Annotated in this window: 12 protein-coding genes; 6 read left to right on the forward strand and 6 right to left on the reverse strand. The window is 67.4% G+C overall.

The window, feature by feature from the left end:
* Positions 1 to 30: 30 nt before the first annotated feature.
* The 3 genes from aas to AZKH_RS01400 are packed head-to-tail and all read left to right on the forward strand — an operon-like array spanning position 31 to position 5,308.
* The gene (gene aas, locus AZKH_RS01390) at positions 31 to 2,184 is read left to right on the forward strand and encodes a bifunctional acyl-ACP--phospholipid O-acyltransferase/long-chain-fatty-acid--ACP ligase (RefSeq protein WP_015433932.1); all 2,154 of its coding nucleotides are present in this window, start codon (positions 31 to 33) and stop codon (positions 2,182 to 2,184) included.
* Positions 2,184 to 3,431: an amidohydrolase family protein gene (locus AZKH_RS01395; protein WP_015433933.1), complete on the forward strand. Its 1,248-nt coding sequence runs from the start codon at positions 2,184 to 2,186 to the stop codon at positions 3,429 to 3,431. The genes aas and AZKH_RS01395 overlap by 1 nt, the downstream gene beginning before the upstream one ends.
* Positions 3,428 to 5,308, forward strand: a complete 1,881-nt coding sequence (locus tag AZKH_RS01400) for an MFS transporter (protein WP_015433934.1) — start codon at positions 3,428 to 3,430, stop codon at positions 5,306 to 5,308. The genes AZKH_RS01395 and AZKH_RS01400 overlap by 4 nt, the downstream gene beginning before the upstream one ends.
* 16 nt (positions 5,309 to 5,324) lie before the next feature.
* Here the strand turns inward: AZKH_RS01400 and AZKH_RS01405 are convergent, their stop codons facing one another.
* From AZKH_RS01405 to AZKH_RS01415, 3 genes are read right to left on the reverse strand one after another with little or no spacing between them, the layout of a single operon-like run.
* Positions 5,325 to 6,203 (reverse strand): alpha/beta fold hydrolase, encoded by an 879-nt coding sequence (locus AZKH_RS01405; RefSeq protein WP_015433935.1) that lies wholly within the window; start codon positions 6,201 to 6,203, stop codon positions 5,325 to 5,327.
* A 53-nt stretch (positions 6,204 to 6,256) separates the two neighbouring features.
* Positions 6,257 to 7,372 (reverse strand): transglutaminase family protein, encoded by a 1,116-nt coding sequence (locus AZKH_RS01410; RefSeq protein WP_015433936.1) that lies wholly within the window; start codon positions 7,370 to 7,372, stop codon positions 6,257 to 6,259.
* A gap of 25 nt (positions 7,373 to 7,397) precedes the next feature.
* A complete protein-coding gene (locus AZKH_RS01415) occupies positions 7,398 to 7,943 on the reverse strand; it encodes a TlpA disulfide reductase family protein (RefSeq protein ID WP_015433937.1) in 546 nt (181 codons plus the stop codon).
* A 337-nt stretch (positions 7,944 to 8,280) separates the two neighbouring features.
* On the opposite strand from AZKH_RS01415, the gene AZKH_RS01420 reads away from it, so the two are divergent.
* Positions 8,281 to 9,009, forward strand: a complete 729-nt coding sequence (locus AZKH_RS01420) for a hypothetical protein (RefSeq protein ID WP_231874445.1) — start codon at positions 8,281 to 8,283, stop codon at positions 9,007 to 9,009.
* 84 nt (positions 9,010 to 9,093) lie between these two features.
* Here AZKH_RS01420 and AZKH_RS01425 read toward each other — a convergent pair whose 3' ends face one another.
* A complete protein-coding gene (locus AZKH_RS01425) occupies positions 9,094 to 9,588 on the reverse strand; it encodes a CreA family protein (RefSeq protein ID WP_015433939.1) in 495 nt (164 codons plus the stop codon).
* A gap of 207 nt (positions 9,589 to 9,795) precedes the next feature.
* On the opposite strand from AZKH_RS01425, the gene AZKH_RS01430 reads away from it, so the two are divergent.
* Entirely contained in the window at positions 9,796 to 10,449 is a 654-nt protein-coding gene (locus tag AZKH_RS01430; RefSeq protein ID WP_015433940.1) for a c(7)-type cytochrome triheme domain-containing protein, read from the forward strand.
* 50 nt (positions 10,450 to 10,499) lie between these two features.
* Positions 10,500 to 11,690, forward strand: a complete 1,191-nt coding sequence (ppk2, locus tag AZKH_RS01435; protein ID WP_015433941.1) for a polyphosphate kinase 2 — start codon at positions 10,500 to 10,502, stop codon at positions 11,688 to 11,690.
* Between the two features lies 1 nt (position 11,691).
* Here ppk2 and AZKH_RS01440 read toward each other — a convergent pair whose 3' ends face one another.
* Both AZKH_RS01440 and AZKH_RS01445 read right to left on the reverse strand, forming a co-directional pair.
* A complete protein-coding gene (locus AZKH_RS01440; protein WP_015433942.1) occupies positions 11,692 to 14,145 on the reverse strand; it encodes a bifunctional diguanylate cyclase/phosphodiesterase in 2,454 nt (817 codons plus the stop codon).
* 22 nt (positions 14,146 to 14,167) lie between these two features.
* A complete protein-coding gene (locus AZKH_RS01445) occupies positions 14,168 to 14,827 on the reverse strand; it encodes a DsbA family oxidoreductase (RefSeq protein ID WP_015433943.1) in 660 nt (219 codons plus the stop codon).
* Between the last annotated feature and the right edge of the window lie 16 nt (positions 14,828 to 14,843).

A 14,843-nucleotide genomic window follows, 5' to 3' on the forward strand; every position in this document is an offset into this window, starting at 1 on the left:
ACCAATACCATCGAACGACGAGACCCGACCATGCTCCGTCCCCTGATAAAGCTCGTGCTCCGCGGCCTCGCCCGCATCCTGTTCCGCGTGCGTGTGATCGGCACGGCGCCTGCCGAAACCGGCCGCCTGCTCGTGATCGCGAACCACGAGTCCTTCCTCGACGGCCTGCTGCTGGGCCTCTTCCTGCCGCTCGACCCGGTGTTCGTCGTGCATACCGGCGTCGCGAAGAACCGCTGGTTCAGGATGATGCTGTCGCTCGTCGATTACCTCGCCGTCGACCCGACGAGCCCGATGGCGATGAAGAAGGTCGTGCGCCTGCTCGAATCCGGGCGTCCCGTCGTGATCTTCCCGGAAGGGCGCATCACGACCACCGGCAGCCTGATGAAGACCTATGACGGCCCGGCCTTCGTCGCCGCGCGCACCGGCGCGACGATCCTGCCGGTGAAGATCGACGGCGCCGCGCGCACCTATTTTTCGCGCATGGGCGGGCGCTTTCCGCGGCGGTTCTTCCCGCAGCTGACGCTGACGATCCATCCTGTGACCCGCATCGACATGCCCTTCGCGCCGACCGCGCGCGATCGCCGCCGCCGCGCCGGCGATGCGATGCGCCGCGTCATGCAGGAGATGATCTTCGCGAGCCGGCCGCAGCAGACGCTCTTCGAGGCGCTGCTCGATGCCGCCTCGATCCACGGCCGCTCGCGCCGCCTCGTCGAGGACCTGAAGCAGGAGGAGTATTCCTACGGTGACCTGATCAAGATGGCACTCGCACTCGGGCGGCTGGTCGCGAAGGAGTCCGCCCCGAACGAGCATGTCGGCATCCTGCTGCCCAACCTCGCGCCGACGCTGGGCCTCGTCTTCGGCCTGACCGCCTTCCGCCGCATCCCGGCGATGCTGAACTACACCGCCGGTCCCGACGGCATGCAGGCGGCGTGCGCGGCGGCGCAGATCCGTACGATCGTGACCTCGCGCGCGTTCGTCGAGCAGGCGAAGCTCGGCGACAAGCTCGCCGCGCTCAGTGACGTGTGCACTGAGGTGCGCTTCGTCTATCTGGAAGAGCTGCGCGAAAAAATGGGCCTCGCCGACAAGCTGTGGCTCATGCTGTGGGCGATCCATTTCCCGCGCGCCGCGACTCGCATTGGCTCGCCCGAGGACACGGCGGTCGTGCTCTTCACGTCCGGCTCCGAAGGCAAGCCGAAGGGCGTCGTGCTGTCGCACCGGGCGCTCCTCGCGAACATCGCGCAGATCCGCGCGGTCGTCGATTTCTCGGTCGACGACAAGATCCTCAACGCGCTGCCGCTCTTCCACTCTTTCGGCCTCACCGCCGGCGGGCTGCTGCCGGTGCTCTCGGGTGCGAACGTCTTCCTCTACCCGAGCCCGCTGCATTACCGCGTGATCCCCGAGCTCGCCTACGACCGCGGCTGCAGCGTCCTGCTCGGCACCAGCACCTTCCTTGCGAACTACGCGCGCTTCGCCCACCCCTACGACTTCTACCGCCTGCGCTACGTCATCGCCGGTGCCGAGAAACTTGCCGAGCCGGTGCGCCAGCTGTGGTTCGAGCGCTTCGGCATCCGCATCTTCGAAGGCTACGGCGCGACCGAGACGGCGCCGGTGATGGCGGTGAACACGCCGATGGCCTACCGCACGGGCACCGTCGGCCAGTTCCTGCCGGGCCTGCAGGCGCGCCTCGTGCCGGTGCCCGGCATCGCCGAGGGCGGCATGCTGTATGTGTCCGGCCCGAACCTGATGAGCGGCTACCTCAAGGTCGATCGCCCTGGCGTGCTGCAACCGCCGTCGTCCGACGTCGGCGAGGGCTGGTACGAGACCGGCGACGTTGTCAGCGTCGATGAGGACGGCTTCGTGCGCATCGTCGGGCGGGTGAAACGCTTCGCGAAGATCGCCGGCGAGATGGTGAGCCTCGAAGCGGTCGAGAAGCTGGCCGCGGCGACCGTCCCTGCCGCGCAGCATGCCGTGTCGACGCAGGCCGACCCCGCGAAGGGCGAAGCGTTGGTGCTTTTCACAAGCGACCGCGGACTCACGCGCGAACGGCTGCTGAGCGTCGCGCGAGAGCAAGGCGTGCCCGAACTCGCGGTGCCGCGCAAGATCATGCCGGTCGAGGCGCTGCCGCTGCTGGGCACCGGCAAGATCGACTACGTGACGCTCAAGCGCTGGGCGGAGGCCGCGTGATGCGTCCGTTCTCGCTATCCCGTCGCCGCTGGCTCGCGGGAGGCTTCGCCCTCGCCGCCGGCGGAGCCGCGATGGCCGCTTCGCGCCGCCCGTGGCTGATGAACCCGTGCCGAGCAACGCTGCCCGACGAGCTCGCGCACCACGAGCTGGTTCAGGCTGCCTGGGAGGGGCTCGATCCGGCCCAGGTGTGGGACTGCCACGCGCATCTCGCCGGCATCGGCGATGGCGGCAGCGGCGTGGCGATCTCGCCGACGATGCTGAGCCCGCTGCATCCGCTGCAATATCTGCAGCGCCTCTTCTACCTCAACGCCGGCTGCGCGCACGAGGCGTCGGGCCGTGTCGACCAGAGCTACGTCGAACGATTGCACAACCTGATGGAAGGCATGGCGCCGGGCTTCAAGCTGATGCTTTTCGCCTTCGATCAAGCGCATGACGCCGAGGGACGCGCCCAGCCCGAGCGCTCAGCCTTCTTCGTCCCGAACGCCTATGCGAGGGACGTCGCGCGCGCCGCGCCGCAGTGGTTCGAATGGGTGTGCTCGATCCATCCCTATCGCCCGGACGCGGTCGCTGCCCTTGAAGCCGCCGCGGCCGACGGCGCCCGCGCCGTGAAATGGCTGCCGCCGGCGATGGGCATCGACCCCGCTTCGCCCGCCTGCGACCGCTTCTACGACGCGCTGGTGCGCCTCGACCTGTCGCTGATCACGCACGTCGGCGAGGAGCAGGCGGTCGCCGGCGCAGGCCATCCGGAATGGGGCAACCCGCTGAGCCTGCGTCGCGCGCTCGATCGCGGCGTGCGCGTCGTGATGGCGCATTGCGCGAGCATCGGCGAGGACACCGACCTCGACCGCGGCCCGAACGGGCCGCGCGTGCCGAGCTTCGATCTCTTCGCGCGCATGATGGCCGAGCCGCGCCACGCGCAGCACCTCTTCGCCGACATCTCCGCGATCACGCTGCGCAACCGCAAGCTCCCGGTGCTGCGTGCGATCATTGAGCGCGAAGACTGGCATCCACGGCTATTATTCGGCACCGATTACCCCTTGCCGGGCATCCTGCCGCTGGTGTCGCCCGCGCAGCTCGCCGCCGAAGGCATGCTCGACGCGGTCGCGGTGCCGGTGCTGGAAGCCGTCCGCGAGCACAACCCGATCCTCTTCGACTTGGCGCTCAAGCGCCATTTGCACAGCGGCGGCAAACGCCTCGCCACGACGATCTTCGAAACCCGACGCTTCTTCTCCCGGACCCCGACATGAGCTCCCAATTCAAGCTGATGGGCGAGCGGCGCTTCCTGCCCTTCTTCCTGACCCAGTTCCTCGGCGCCTTCAACGACAACCTGTACAAGAACGCGCTCGTCGTGCTGATCACCTTCCAGGCGGCGCGCTACACGACGCTCGCGCCGGGGGTGCTCGTGAACCTCGCCGCGGGTGTCTTCATCCTGCCCTTCTTCCTCTTTTCCGCGACCTCCGGCCAACTCGCCGACAAGTTCGAGAAGACGCGCCTGATCCGCTTCGTGAAGCTCTTCGAGATCGGCATCATGGTGCTCGCCGCGGTCGCCTTCGCACTCGATTCGCTCTCGCTGCTCTTCGCCGCGCTCTTCATGATGGGCGTGCATTCGACGATCTTTGGGCCGGTGAAGTACGCCGTGCTGCCGGTGTATCTGCGCGAGGAGGAGCTCGTCGGCGGCAACGCGCTGGTCGAGGCCGGCACCTTCATCGCGATCCTGATCGGCACGATCGCCGGCGGCGTGACCATCGCGCTACCCGGCGGAGCCGCATGGCTGTCAGCCGCGGTGATCGCCGTCGCCGTGCTCGGCTACCTGACGAGCCGCCAGATTCCGCCCGCGCCCGCGGCCGATCCGGGCCTGAAGATCAACTGGAACCCCCTCACCGAAACCTGGCGCAATATCGGTTTTACGCGCGGCAACCGCACCGTCTTCCTGTCGATCCTTGGCATCTCGTGGTTCTGGTTCTACGGCGCACTCTTCCTGTCGCAGTTCCCCGGCTACGCGAAGGACGTGCTCGGCGGCGACGAGCACGCGGTGACGCTGCTGCTGGCGCTGTTCTCGGTCGGCATCGGCGTCGGGTCGCTGCTGTGCGAGAAGCTCTCGGGCAAGCACGTCGAGATCGGCCTCGTGCCCTTCGGCTCGATCGGCCTGTCGCTCTTCGCGTTCGACCTGTGGCTCGCGAGTCCTGCGGTAGCGCACGTCGGCGACCCGCTGCCGCTTGCCGCGGTGCTGGCCACTCCCACGACCTGGCGCGCGCTCTTCGATCTCGTGATGATCGGCGTCTTCGGCGGCTTCTTCATCGTCCCGCTCTACGCGCTCGTGCAGTCGCGCTCGAACCCCGCGCACCGCTCGCGCATCATCGCCGGCAACAACATCATCAACGCGCTCTTCATGGTCGTCGCGGCCGGTCTCGGTGCGGGACTTCTCGCGGCGGGCGTGACGATCCCGCAGCTGATCCTGATCACCGCCGTGCTCAACGCCGTGGTCGCGATCTACATCTACACGCTGGTACCGGAATTCCTGCTGCGCTTCATCGTGTGGATGCTGGTGCACACGGTGTACCGCCTGCGCGTCGAAGGCATCGAGCACGTGCCCGAGGAAGGTCCGGCGCTGATCGTCGCGAACCACGTGAGTTTCGTCGACGCGCTGATCATCACTGCCGCGTCGCGGCGCCCGATCCGCTTCGTAATGGACCACCAGGTTTTCCGCTGGCCGCTGCTGTCCTTCGTGTTCCGGGCCGGGCGCGCGATTCCGATCGCGTCCGCGAAGGAAGACCCGGCGATGATGGAGCGCGCCTTCGAGGAAGTCGCCCGCGCACTCGAAGCCGGAGAACTGGTCGGTCTCTTCCCCGAAGGCAAGATCACTGCCGACGGCGAAATCCAGCCCTTCCGCCCCGGCATCCGCCGCATCGTCGAACGCACGCCGGTGCCGGTCGTGCCGATCGCGCTGCGTGGCTTGTGGGGCAGCAGTTTCAGCCGCAAGGACGGCCCGGCGATGAGCCGGCCGCTGCGCCGTGGGCTTTTCAGCCGCATCGAGCTGGTCGGCGGGGCGCCGGTCGCGCCCAATGCCGCGACGCCGGAAAGCCTGCAGGCGGCGATCGCCGGCCTGCGCGGTGAGATGCGCTGAGGGTGGCGGCGCGGCCTCAGTCGCGCCGCAGGAAGGCCTCGATCGCGGCGGCGACCTGTTCCGGCTGGTCGTGCTGCACGTTGTGGCCGGCGTCGGTGATCGTCGCCCGCTCCATCGTCGCGAAGCACGCTAGCCGCCGGGTGACCTCGTCCGGCTGATCCTTGAAGCGGTTCACGACGTAACCCTGGTCGGCGAGCATCATCAGCACCGGCGCCTGGATCGCGCGCCAGCCGGCCATCACGTCCTCGACTTGGTAACGCACCGGGGACGCGACTTTGTGCCACGGATCGGCAGCCATCGACACCTGTCCGTCGGGCAGTTGGCGCGACACATTACGGGAGAGGAAGGCGGCGCGCGCCTCGGTGAGCCGCGGGTTGACCTGCCGCAGGCGACGCGCGAAGGCGTCCTGGCTCGGGTAGTTGCGCACCGGCTGCTCGCTGCGCAACTCGTCGAGCCAGTGCGCGATGTGGCCGGGCGCTTCGTCCGGCTTCGTCGTCGAGAGGCCGAGGAAATCCATCATCACGAGCTGCGAAACGCGCTCAGGACGGGCGCCCGCGTAGATCGACGAGATCGCCGCCCCCATGCTGTGGCCCACGATGCGCACCGGGCGATCGGGCGAATAGTGCGCGAGCAGCGCGTCGAGGTCGCCGTAATAGTCCGGAAACCAGTACGCGCGCCCCAGCCATTCGCTGTCGCCGTAGCCGCGCCAGTCCGGCGCGATGACGTGCCAGTCTTGCGCAAGCGCATCGACGACGAACTGGAAGGTCGCCGAGGCGTCCATCCAGCCATGCAGAAAGAAGACTGCGGGCGCGTCGGGCGCGCCCCAATGGCGGACGTTGTAGCGCAGCCCGCGGATCGGGAGCTGCTCGCAGCGCGAAGGCAGATTCGGTTTCATCCCCGAATGATAGCAACCGCGCGCCGCGATTCGGCGCGCACTGCGCCACAGGCTTACGCCCCGGTCGTCTCCTTCGACGTCAGCGTGTAGCGGAAGCCCGCCGGGTCGAGGCTGTCGAAGCGTCCGTCGCGGCCTTCGCCCTGCGGGTACATCAGGTAGGGCGCCTCCGGCCCCTCGCTGCCGGGCAGCGCGAGGTCGTGGCCGAAGTTGTACGCCAGCCAGTTCATCTCCCAGGCGCCGAACAGCACCTTGCGCGCGCTGACGACCTTCGGGTCGTACATCGGCAGTCCGCCGGGCGGTTCTTCGAGCGCCACCTTGCGCACGTCGGCCGGATCGATCGGCACCCAGCCGTACTGCGACAGCCAGACCTCGGCACGGCAGTGCTGGGCCTTCGACACGTCGCCGCTCTTGCCGAGGCTCTTATAGCCGTAGCGCGAATCGGCGACGCGGATGCCGTACACGTCGCGCGCCGGGATGCCGAGCGAACGCGCCAGACCGACATACAGCGCGTTGAGGTCGGCGCATTTCCCGGACAAGTCGCCCGTCTCCAGCATCGTGCGGATATCACCGAGCCCGCAGCCGCGGGTCTTCGGATTGCGGAAGGTGTTGTCGACGATCCAGTCGTAGATCGCGCGCGCCTTCTCGACGTCGGTCGTCGCCCCTTGGGTGATCTTGCGCGCCGTCTCGAGCACGATACCGTCGGTCGGCAGCAGTTTCGTCGCGTGGGTGTACAAGGTGCGATCGGCAGCCGACAGCACGGGCGCGCGGCCCGGGTTCGTCAAGTCCAGGCCCCGGTCGCGCGTCACCACGCGGCTCGCCACCTCGATCACCGGTGCCTCGGTCCCCGGCGCCCACTGCGCATGCAGCATCGTTGCGCCGTACTTCGGGTCGGTGACGATTTCGACCTGCTTTGCATTGCCCTGCCAGCTGTTGCCGACAACGCGGCTCCAGTCCGCCTCGTTGACGCTCGGCAGCGGCACCCATACTTGCGTCGGTGCGTCGGAGGCGGGCGCCTCGATGCGGCTCGTCAGCTCGAAGCTGCGCCAGCCGTTCGCCGCCGTGGGCGCAAATTCGGGCAGGCTGGATTGCGGCGCCGCGGCGCGGGCCCAAGCGGGCAGGCCGAGGCTGGCGGCGAGCGTGGAGGTCTTGAGGAAGCTTCTGCGATTCATGTTCGATGTTCCGGAAAAATGCGTATCAGGCATGCGCCGGCGATCTGCCGGCGAAGGCGCGGATGCGGGCGCGTACGGCGTCCGTGTGCCAGTCGATTTCGCCGCGCACGCGTAGCCGCGGCTGGTGCGCGGCATCGAGCAGCAGCGTCGTCGGCAGGTAGCTCACGTCCCAGGCGCGGGAGATGACCTGCTCGGGGTCGGCTACGACGATCGGGTCGACGAGGTGGTCGGCGAAGAATCGGCGCACCTCGTCCATGCGATCGGCGACCGCGACCGTGACGAGCGCGATCGCCGGCTCCGCCTCGTCGAGGCTGACGAGCGCAGGCATTTCGGTACGGCAGGGTTCGCACCAGGTCGCCCAGAAATTCACCAGCACGGCGCGGCCGCGTAGCGGATCGAGGGCGCGCCGCAGCGCGGGGGGCGGCGGCGCCGCAAGATCGATCGCCTCGAAGCGATCGTCCGGAGAGCCGGCGCGGGCCGTGGCGCAGACCGCCGGTGCGAGCGTGGCCGCAGCCAGGCCTCCAATGGAGGTAAGCACGCGCCTTCGCATGGCGCGACGCATGTCGGACATGAATACCTCTCCCGATTCGGTTTCAGCCACCCCGGTGCGGAAGCCGCCGGGGTTTAATGAGGAGCCTCGCGGCCCCGTTGGATTGCCTGTGCGGTACGCAGACCGCGTTGCGAAACCCCGATGCACAGATCGGCGTAAATTTTCGCAACGCACATTATCGCAGTTGCGGGCGCCGACAGCACGGGCGTGTGCGCGTTTCGGGGAATTCGCCCGCACGGCACCGGGTTGACCTGCGTCAGTGGCCCGCGTGATACGCGGTTGGAATGTTTTGACGTGTGATAAAGTTCACGCCTTCGGTTTCGGGCCATTCGGTCCAGCCTTTTTGCGGAGAATTCCTGTGAATCGTTGGTTGTTGGTCGCTGTGGCCGCATCGGTCGGCCTGTCCGCCTGTTCCAAGAAAGAAGAGGCCGCTGCGCCCGCTGCTGCACCCCAGGCTGCGGCGCCCGCTGCAGGCGGTCCGGCCGCCGTGTCCGCGGCGACGCCGAATTCCGGCAAGGTCCTGCAACTGCTGCAAGGCGGCGGCTACACCTACGCCGAAGTCGAGATGAGCGGCGGCGAGAAGGTCTGGATCGCCGGCGGACAGATCGACGTCAAGCCGGGCGACGTCGTGCAGTGGGGCGATTCCGCCACGATGACCAACTTCGCATCGAAGTCGCTCAATCGCACCTTTGATCGCATCCTGTTCGTGAACGCCTGGGGTCCGGCCGGCGCCGCCCCGACCGGCGTCGCGCCGCACGGCTCCCCGATGGGCGGCCAGGCGATGGGCGGCCCGGGCATGGGCGGACATCCCCCGATGCCGCAAGCCGGGGGCGAAGCCGCTCCGGCGGCCGCGCAGAACGTCAGCTCCGGCCAGGTGAAGAGCGTCACGACCGGCGGCGGTTACACCTACCTCGAAGTCGCCAAGGACGGCGGGGTCGTCTGGGTCGCCGCGCCGATCACCGACGCCAAGGTGGGCGACACCGTGAGCTGGAGCGACGGCATGGTGATGACCAACTTCACCAGCTCCTCGCTGAACCGCAAGTTCGACCAGATCATCTTCGCCAGCGCGGTGAAGGTGGGCAAGTAAGTCGGCAAGTAAGCGACGACGCGCGGCACGGTCCGCGCCGTCCGTTCATCGAAAGGGCCGCGGGCGATCGCGGCCCTTTTTGCGTCAACGGCGAAGAGGAATCGGTGTTCCGCGATCGACGGCGACGGCGGTGACGCTATTCTTCGGGCTGCCTTCGATCAGCTTGTCCGAGTAGGTCAGGTACACCAGCACGTTGCGTTTCGCGTCGACCATGCGCACGACCTGTAGCCGCTTGAAGAGCACCGACAGCCGTTCCGAGAAGACCTCCTCCTGCTGCGGCAGCGCCTCGCGCACATGGATCGGACCGACCTGGCGGCAGGCGATCGAGGCCTCGGCGAGGTCTTCCGCGATGCCTACCGCGCCCTTGATGCCGCCCGTCTTCGCGCGCGATACGTAGCAGGTGACCCCCTCGACGCGCGGATCGTCGTAGGCCTCGACGACCACCTTGTGATTGGGGCCGATCAGCTTCCATACCGTCGACACCTCGCCCACCGATTCGGCGAGCGCGACGCGACCGGCAAGGCAGCAGGCACCCGCGGCACAGGCCGCGGCAAGGCGTCGCAGACGGGCGGAATTCATCGCAGGGGCTCCATTTGGGCGGGGCAAATGTCTAGTTGCCCAGTATAGACCCCTATGACCATGCGATGCCGCGGGGACGGAATCGAGGTTTTCGACGTTTTTCTATGGCCTTGTCGGCCCGAACGGGGCAGAATTCCCCGGATTCGGGCATGGCCATTGCTCCCATTCCCGCCCCAGTTCCTGCAGTCCGTTCCGACGCGTGTATCGATGATCGCAAGACCGCTGTTGCTTCCGTTTTTTGTGGCATCCCTCGTGGCGGCCGTCTGCTTGCCCGCCGCCGATACCCAGGCGGCACTGAAGGCCGTGGAGGTTCCCGCGGACGCGGCGGCGCCCGAACCCGCCCGTGTCGAACCGCCGCCGCGCGTCGTCGAGCGCAACAATCCGAGCGACGAGTTCTACGATCCCTCCAGCCCGGCCTTTGATCGGCTGCAGCGCGCAGGCGAAGCGCTCGACGGACTGCCGCGCGACCGCGACGGCAAGATCGACTGGATGACCGCGCTGCGCCAGGGGCTGATCAAGCCGCGCCAGCGCCTCGACGGCAAGGATCGCGAACCGCCGCTCGACCTCGATGTGATCCTGCGCAACACCAAGCAGATGCCCAACGTGCGCTTTCCGCACAAGGCGCACACCGAATGGCTCGATTGCACGAACTGCCATCCGGATCCCTTTGAGCCCAAGGCGGGCAGTACCCGCATCAAGATGGAGGACATTTTCCGCGGCAAATTCTGTGGGAAGTGCCATGATCGGGTCGCTTTCATCACGCATCGCAACTGCTACCGCTGCCACAGCGTGAACCCGGACGGTACGCCGGCGCTGCCGCCGCCCGTCCTGCCGGTGCATCCGGCGAGCCAGACTCACTGATCCGGTTCGCCCACAAAGACAAAAACGCGTCGCTCGCAAGGAGGAGACAAATGACGACCGAACGCAACGATTCCACCCCGGAACCTGGCACCCTGTCCGCAGAGCCCTCGGCGCCGCGGGCGCGCAAGCGCCCCAACGGTCACGCCCGCAGGGTCGCGCAGGGCGACGTTGCCCCGCAGCTTACCGAGCAGGGGATCGAAGGATTCGAGGTCGCCAAGGCCGTCGATGCGGCGCAAGTCACGCAGGCGATGGCAATCGCCGACATCATGAAGAACGCCGCGGCCGCGGGCGACATGGGGACCATTGCGCGCACGCTCGAATCCGTCCTCGCCGGCGCCTCGCCGGACGACGCCGCGATGCTGCGCAAGGCGCTGCAACAGGGCGAGCCGGTGGCCGATCGCCTGCCGGTCGCACCCGACGACCAACTTGCCGATGGCTGGCGTCTGGGCGGTTATCCCTACCGCAACCTGATGCTGCGCAAGAACTACGAGAAGCAGAAGTACCTGCTACAGGTCGAGCTGCTGAAGCTGCAGGCCTGGGTCAAGGAAACCGGCCAGCGCGTCGTGATCCTCTTCGAGGGGCGCGACGCAGCGGGCAAGGGCGGCACCATCAAGCGCTTCATGGAGCACCTGAATCCCCGCGGCGCGCGCGTCGTCGCGTTGGAAAAGCCGTCCGACGTCGAGCGCGGGCAGTGGTACTTCCAGCGCTACATCCAGCATCTGCCGACCCAAGGCGAGATCGTGATGTTCGACCGCTCGTGGTACAACCGTGCCGGCGTCGAACGCGTGATGGGCTTCTGTTCGCCCGACGAATACGCCGAATTCATGCGCCAGGTGCCCGAGTTCGAGCGCAACCTCGTGCGCAGCGGCATCCACCTGATCAAGTTCTGGTTCTCGGTGAGCCGCGAGGAGCAGCGCCGCCGGTTCAAGGAGCGCGAGAAGCATCCGCTCAAGCAGTGGAAGCTGTCGCCGATCGACCTCGCGTCGCTCGACAAGTGGGACGACTACACGAAGGCCAAGGAGGCGATGTTCTTCTACACCGACACCGCCGACGCGCCGTGGACGGTCGTGAAGTCCGACTGCAAGAAGCGCGCGCGCCTCAATGCGATGCGCTACATCCTGCACAAGCTGCCCTATGCGAACAAGGACATCGACCGCGTGCGGCCGCTCGACCCGTTGCTGGTCGGTCGCGCCAACGTCGTCTACGAGCGCGGCGAGAAGGAAGGATCGCCGATCCTGTAGTTCAGCCCTGCCGTGCCGCGAGCCACGCGTTCGCGGCCTCGGCTGGCAGCGGCTTGCTCAGCAGGTAGCCCTGCATCGCGTCGCATCCCCAGACGCGTAGCACGTCGAGCTGCTCCTGCGTCTCGACGCCTTCGGCGAGCACCTTGATGCCCAGCTTGTGGGCGAGCGCGATGATCGCGTTGGTGATCGCGCGGTCGCTTTCATCGTGCGTCACGTCCATCACGAAGGAGCGGTCGATCTTCAGCAACTGGATCGGACAGCGCTTGAGCTGGCCGAGCGACGAATAGCCGGTGCCGAAGTCGTCGATCGACAGATGCACCCCGAGCGCGCACAGGCGCTCCATCGTCTCGATCGCCGAGCCGACGTTCTCCATCACGATATCTTCGGTGAGTTCGAGTTCCACCCTGTCGCGCGGCACGCCCGCGGCATCGACGGTGCGTGCGACGACCTCGACGAGATCGCTACGCCGGAAGGACTGGTTCGAGAGGTTGACCGCGACGCGCAGATCCCGCCAGCCCGCCTCGCGCCAGCGCCGCAACTCCGCGCAGGCCATGCGCAACACGCTTTCGTCGAGCGCGGCCATCAGGCCGGCCTCTGCGGCAGCCGGCAGGAACTGCGCGGGCGAGATCAGGCCCATCTGCGGATGTTGCCAGCGCACGAGGGCCTCGAAGCCGATCACCGTGCCGTCGAAAGTCTGCTGCGCCTGGTAATACGCCTGCAGCTGGTCGTCCACGTCGAGCGCGCTGCGCAGCGCATGCTCCAGCATCAGGCGCATTTCGGTGCGCGTGCGCATCTCGGGAGCGTAGTGGATGAAATTGTTCTTGCCGGCCGCCTTGGCCGTGTACATCGCGAGGTCGGCGCTCTTGACGAGCTCTTCGGCGTCGAGGCTGTCGGTCGGAGCGCAGGCGGTGCCGACCGACACCGTGATGTGCAGTTCGTGCGGGCCGATCTGCACGGGCTGGCGCAGCCGTTCGACGAGTTTTTCCGCGACGATGTCGATGTCGCGGGGTTGCGCGATTTCGTCGAGCATCACGACGAACTCGTCGCCCGCCCAGCGCCCGACGACGTCACCAGGGCGCAGCACCTCGCGGATGCGCTCGGTGATGCGTTGCAGTAGCAGATCGCCGATGTTGTGGCCGAGCGAATCGTTGACGAACTTGAAGCGGTCCAGGTCGCAGAACATGATGCCGACGTGCTGGCCGTTCCACGGCAGCCGGGCGAGCGTTGCGCGCAGGTGGTCGAGGAACATGCGCCGGTTCGGCAGGCCGGTAAGCACATCGTAGCTCGCGAGATAGCTCAGCCGCTCCTCGTTGCGCTTGCGCTCGGTGATGTCCTGCACGACGAGCACACGCCCGCGGCTGTCCGTCGCGAGCGTGATCGGCGACACGGAAACCGAGACGATGGTGGGCGGCTCCTGCGGCCCGCGCAGCCGGCATTCGAAGCCGCGGCGACTTGCCCGGTCGCTGCCGAGGTCTTTCTGGTCATCGACGGCGAAGACTTCGTGCAGCGGGCGGCCCAGCATCGGGCCCTGCGCGGCTTCGTCGTAGAGCCGCTTCATCGCGGAGTTGCTGCGTTCGATCCGGCCTTCCGCGTCGACCACGACCACGCCTTCGGCCATCGACTCGATGATCGCTTCGACGTAGTCACGCGACACGAGGGAATGGGCGAGATCCTCGGCCATCGCGTTGAAGCGGGACTGCAGGGTGCCGAGTTCGTTGTCCGTCGTGACGTCGACGTGGGTGTCGAGGTGACCGCGGCCCAACTGGTCAGCGGCCTCCTGCAGCGCATGGATCGGCCGCGAGATGTGGGTCGCCAGCGCGGCGCCGCCCGCGATCGCTGCGATCAGCGACAGCACGCAGGTGCCGAGAATCGCCAGCAGGTGGCGCCTGAGGTCGGTGTCGATGCTTTCCCGCAGTCCGGCGAACTCGCCTTCCTCTTCTCCTGCGGCCTCGTCCACCGCGTCGCGGAGCGCATCCAGTGACGTCGCGACGCGCCCGATGCTCGCTTCGAAGGCCGCGTGCTGACCGCGTACGTCGAGCGCGGCGAGGGCATCGCTCGCCGCCAGGAAATGTTCGGTACGGCGGAAGATCTCCTCGGTCTTGGCCAGTTCGTCCGGAAAATAGCGTTCGACGAGACCGTGATACGCGGAAACCGCGGCGGTCAAGCGGGTGCGCAGGCCCTCGGGGGTATTGGGACTTTCCCGCTCCTCGTCGCGTGCAGCGCTGCCCTTCGCATCTTCCTGCGCGTCGGCTGCGCGCGCGGCCAGCGTAAAGGCAAGGTGCGTCGCCTGCAGACGAATGTCGTGCAGTGCGGTCAGGACAGGCTGCGTCTCGTTGATCGCGACGTTGAAGCTGCCGGAAACCGCTTTCAGCCCGATATAGCCTGCGACGCTGACGACGGCCACCAGCAGCGCGAGCAGTGCGTAGCCCGAGAAGATTTGCGCGCGGAGCTTCATGCGATGCGTTCGCCGACGAGGTTCAATGGGGACGCAGCGACTGCAAGATCGCCGCACCCAGCGCCGCCGGCTGTTGTGCGCCGGACACGCCGATGCAGCGGTTCATGATGAAGAAGGGAACGCCTTCGACTCCCTGCTTGCGCACGCCGCCCGCGAGGCGCTTGACGGTCGCGGCATCCTCGTTGCTGGCGAGGTAGCTCTCGATCTCGGTTCTGTCCTCCCCGCAGTCGACGGCAATGTCGGCCAGCGTCGCGATGTCGCCGATATCGCGTCCTTCCTGGAAGTGGGCTGCGAAGAGGGCTTGCGCGAGCTGGTTCACGCGTGCCTGCGTCTGGCCCTGCGACTGCGCCCGGTAGGTCAGGCGGTGGGCGTTCAGCGTATTCGGCAGCCGCGCGATCCGCTCGAAGTCGAAGCTCACGCCGTCGGCCGCACCGGCCTCGGTCAAACGCGCGTGCATGTCGTCGACCGCACTGGCGCTGCCGAACTTCGCATCGAGCCACGGCCGGAACGCCGCGCCGGCAGCCGGCAGGTCCGGATTTAGGAAGTAGGGCAGCCAGTTGATGCGCAGCTCGAGTTCGGGATGGGTCGCGCGGACCTGTTCGATGGCACGCGCGAGCCGTGCCTTGCCGAGCAGGCACCAAGGGCAGACGAAATCGGAAACCAGATCGATGTTTAGAATCATTGTTGTGCGTGTGTCA

This window comes from Azoarcus sp. KH32C, assembly GCF_000349945.1.
In the GTDB taxonomy this organism is placed as follows: Bacteria; Pseudomonadota; Gammaproteobacteria; order Burkholderiales; family Rhodocyclaceae; genus Aromatoleum.

Coding starts and splice junctions, on each gene's coding strand:
- AZKH_RS01405 (WP_015433935.1), bottom strand. CDS start 6,203: ATGAAACCGAATCTGCCTTCGCGCTGCGAGCAGCTCCCGATCCGCGGG.
- AZKH_RS01430 (WP_015433940.1), top strand. CDS start 9,796: ATGATCGCAAGACCGCTGTTGCTTCCGTTTTTTGTGGCATCCCTCGTG.
- AZKH_RS01415 (WP_015433937.1), bottom strand. CDS start 7,943: ATGTCCGACATGCGTCGCGCCATGCGAAGGCGCGTGCTTACCTCCATT.
- AZKH_RS01440 (WP_015433942.1), bottom strand. CDS start 14,145: ATGAAGCTCCGCGCGCAAATCTTCTCGGGCTACGCACTGCTCGCGCTG.
- AZKH_RS01410 (WP_015433936.1), bottom strand. CDS start 7,372: ATGAATCGCAGAAGCTTCCTCAAGACCTCCACGCTCGCCGCCAGCCTC.
- ppk2 (WP_015433941.1), top strand. CDS start 10,500: ATGACGACCGAACGCAACGATTCCACCCCGGAACCTGGCACCCTGTCC.
- aas (WP_015433932.1), top strand. CDS start 31: ATGCTCCGTCCCCTGATAAAGCTCGTGCTCCGCGGCCTCGCCCGCATC.
- AZKH_RS01425 (WP_015433939.1), bottom strand. CDS start 9,588: ATGAATTCCGCCCGTCTGCGACGCCTTGCCGCGGCCTGTGCCGCGGGT.
- AZKH_RS01445 (WP_015433943.1), bottom strand. CDS start 14,827: ATGATTCTAAACATCGATCTGGTTTCCGATTTCGTCTGCCCTTGGTGC.
- AZKH_RS01400 (WP_015433934.1), top strand. CDS start 3,428: ATGAGCTCCCAATTCAAGCTGATGGGCGAGCGGCGCTTCCTGCCCTTC.
- AZKH_RS01395 (WP_015433933.1), top strand. CDS start 2,184: ATGCGTCCGTTCTCGCTATCCCGTCGCCGCTGGCTCGCGGGAGGCTTC.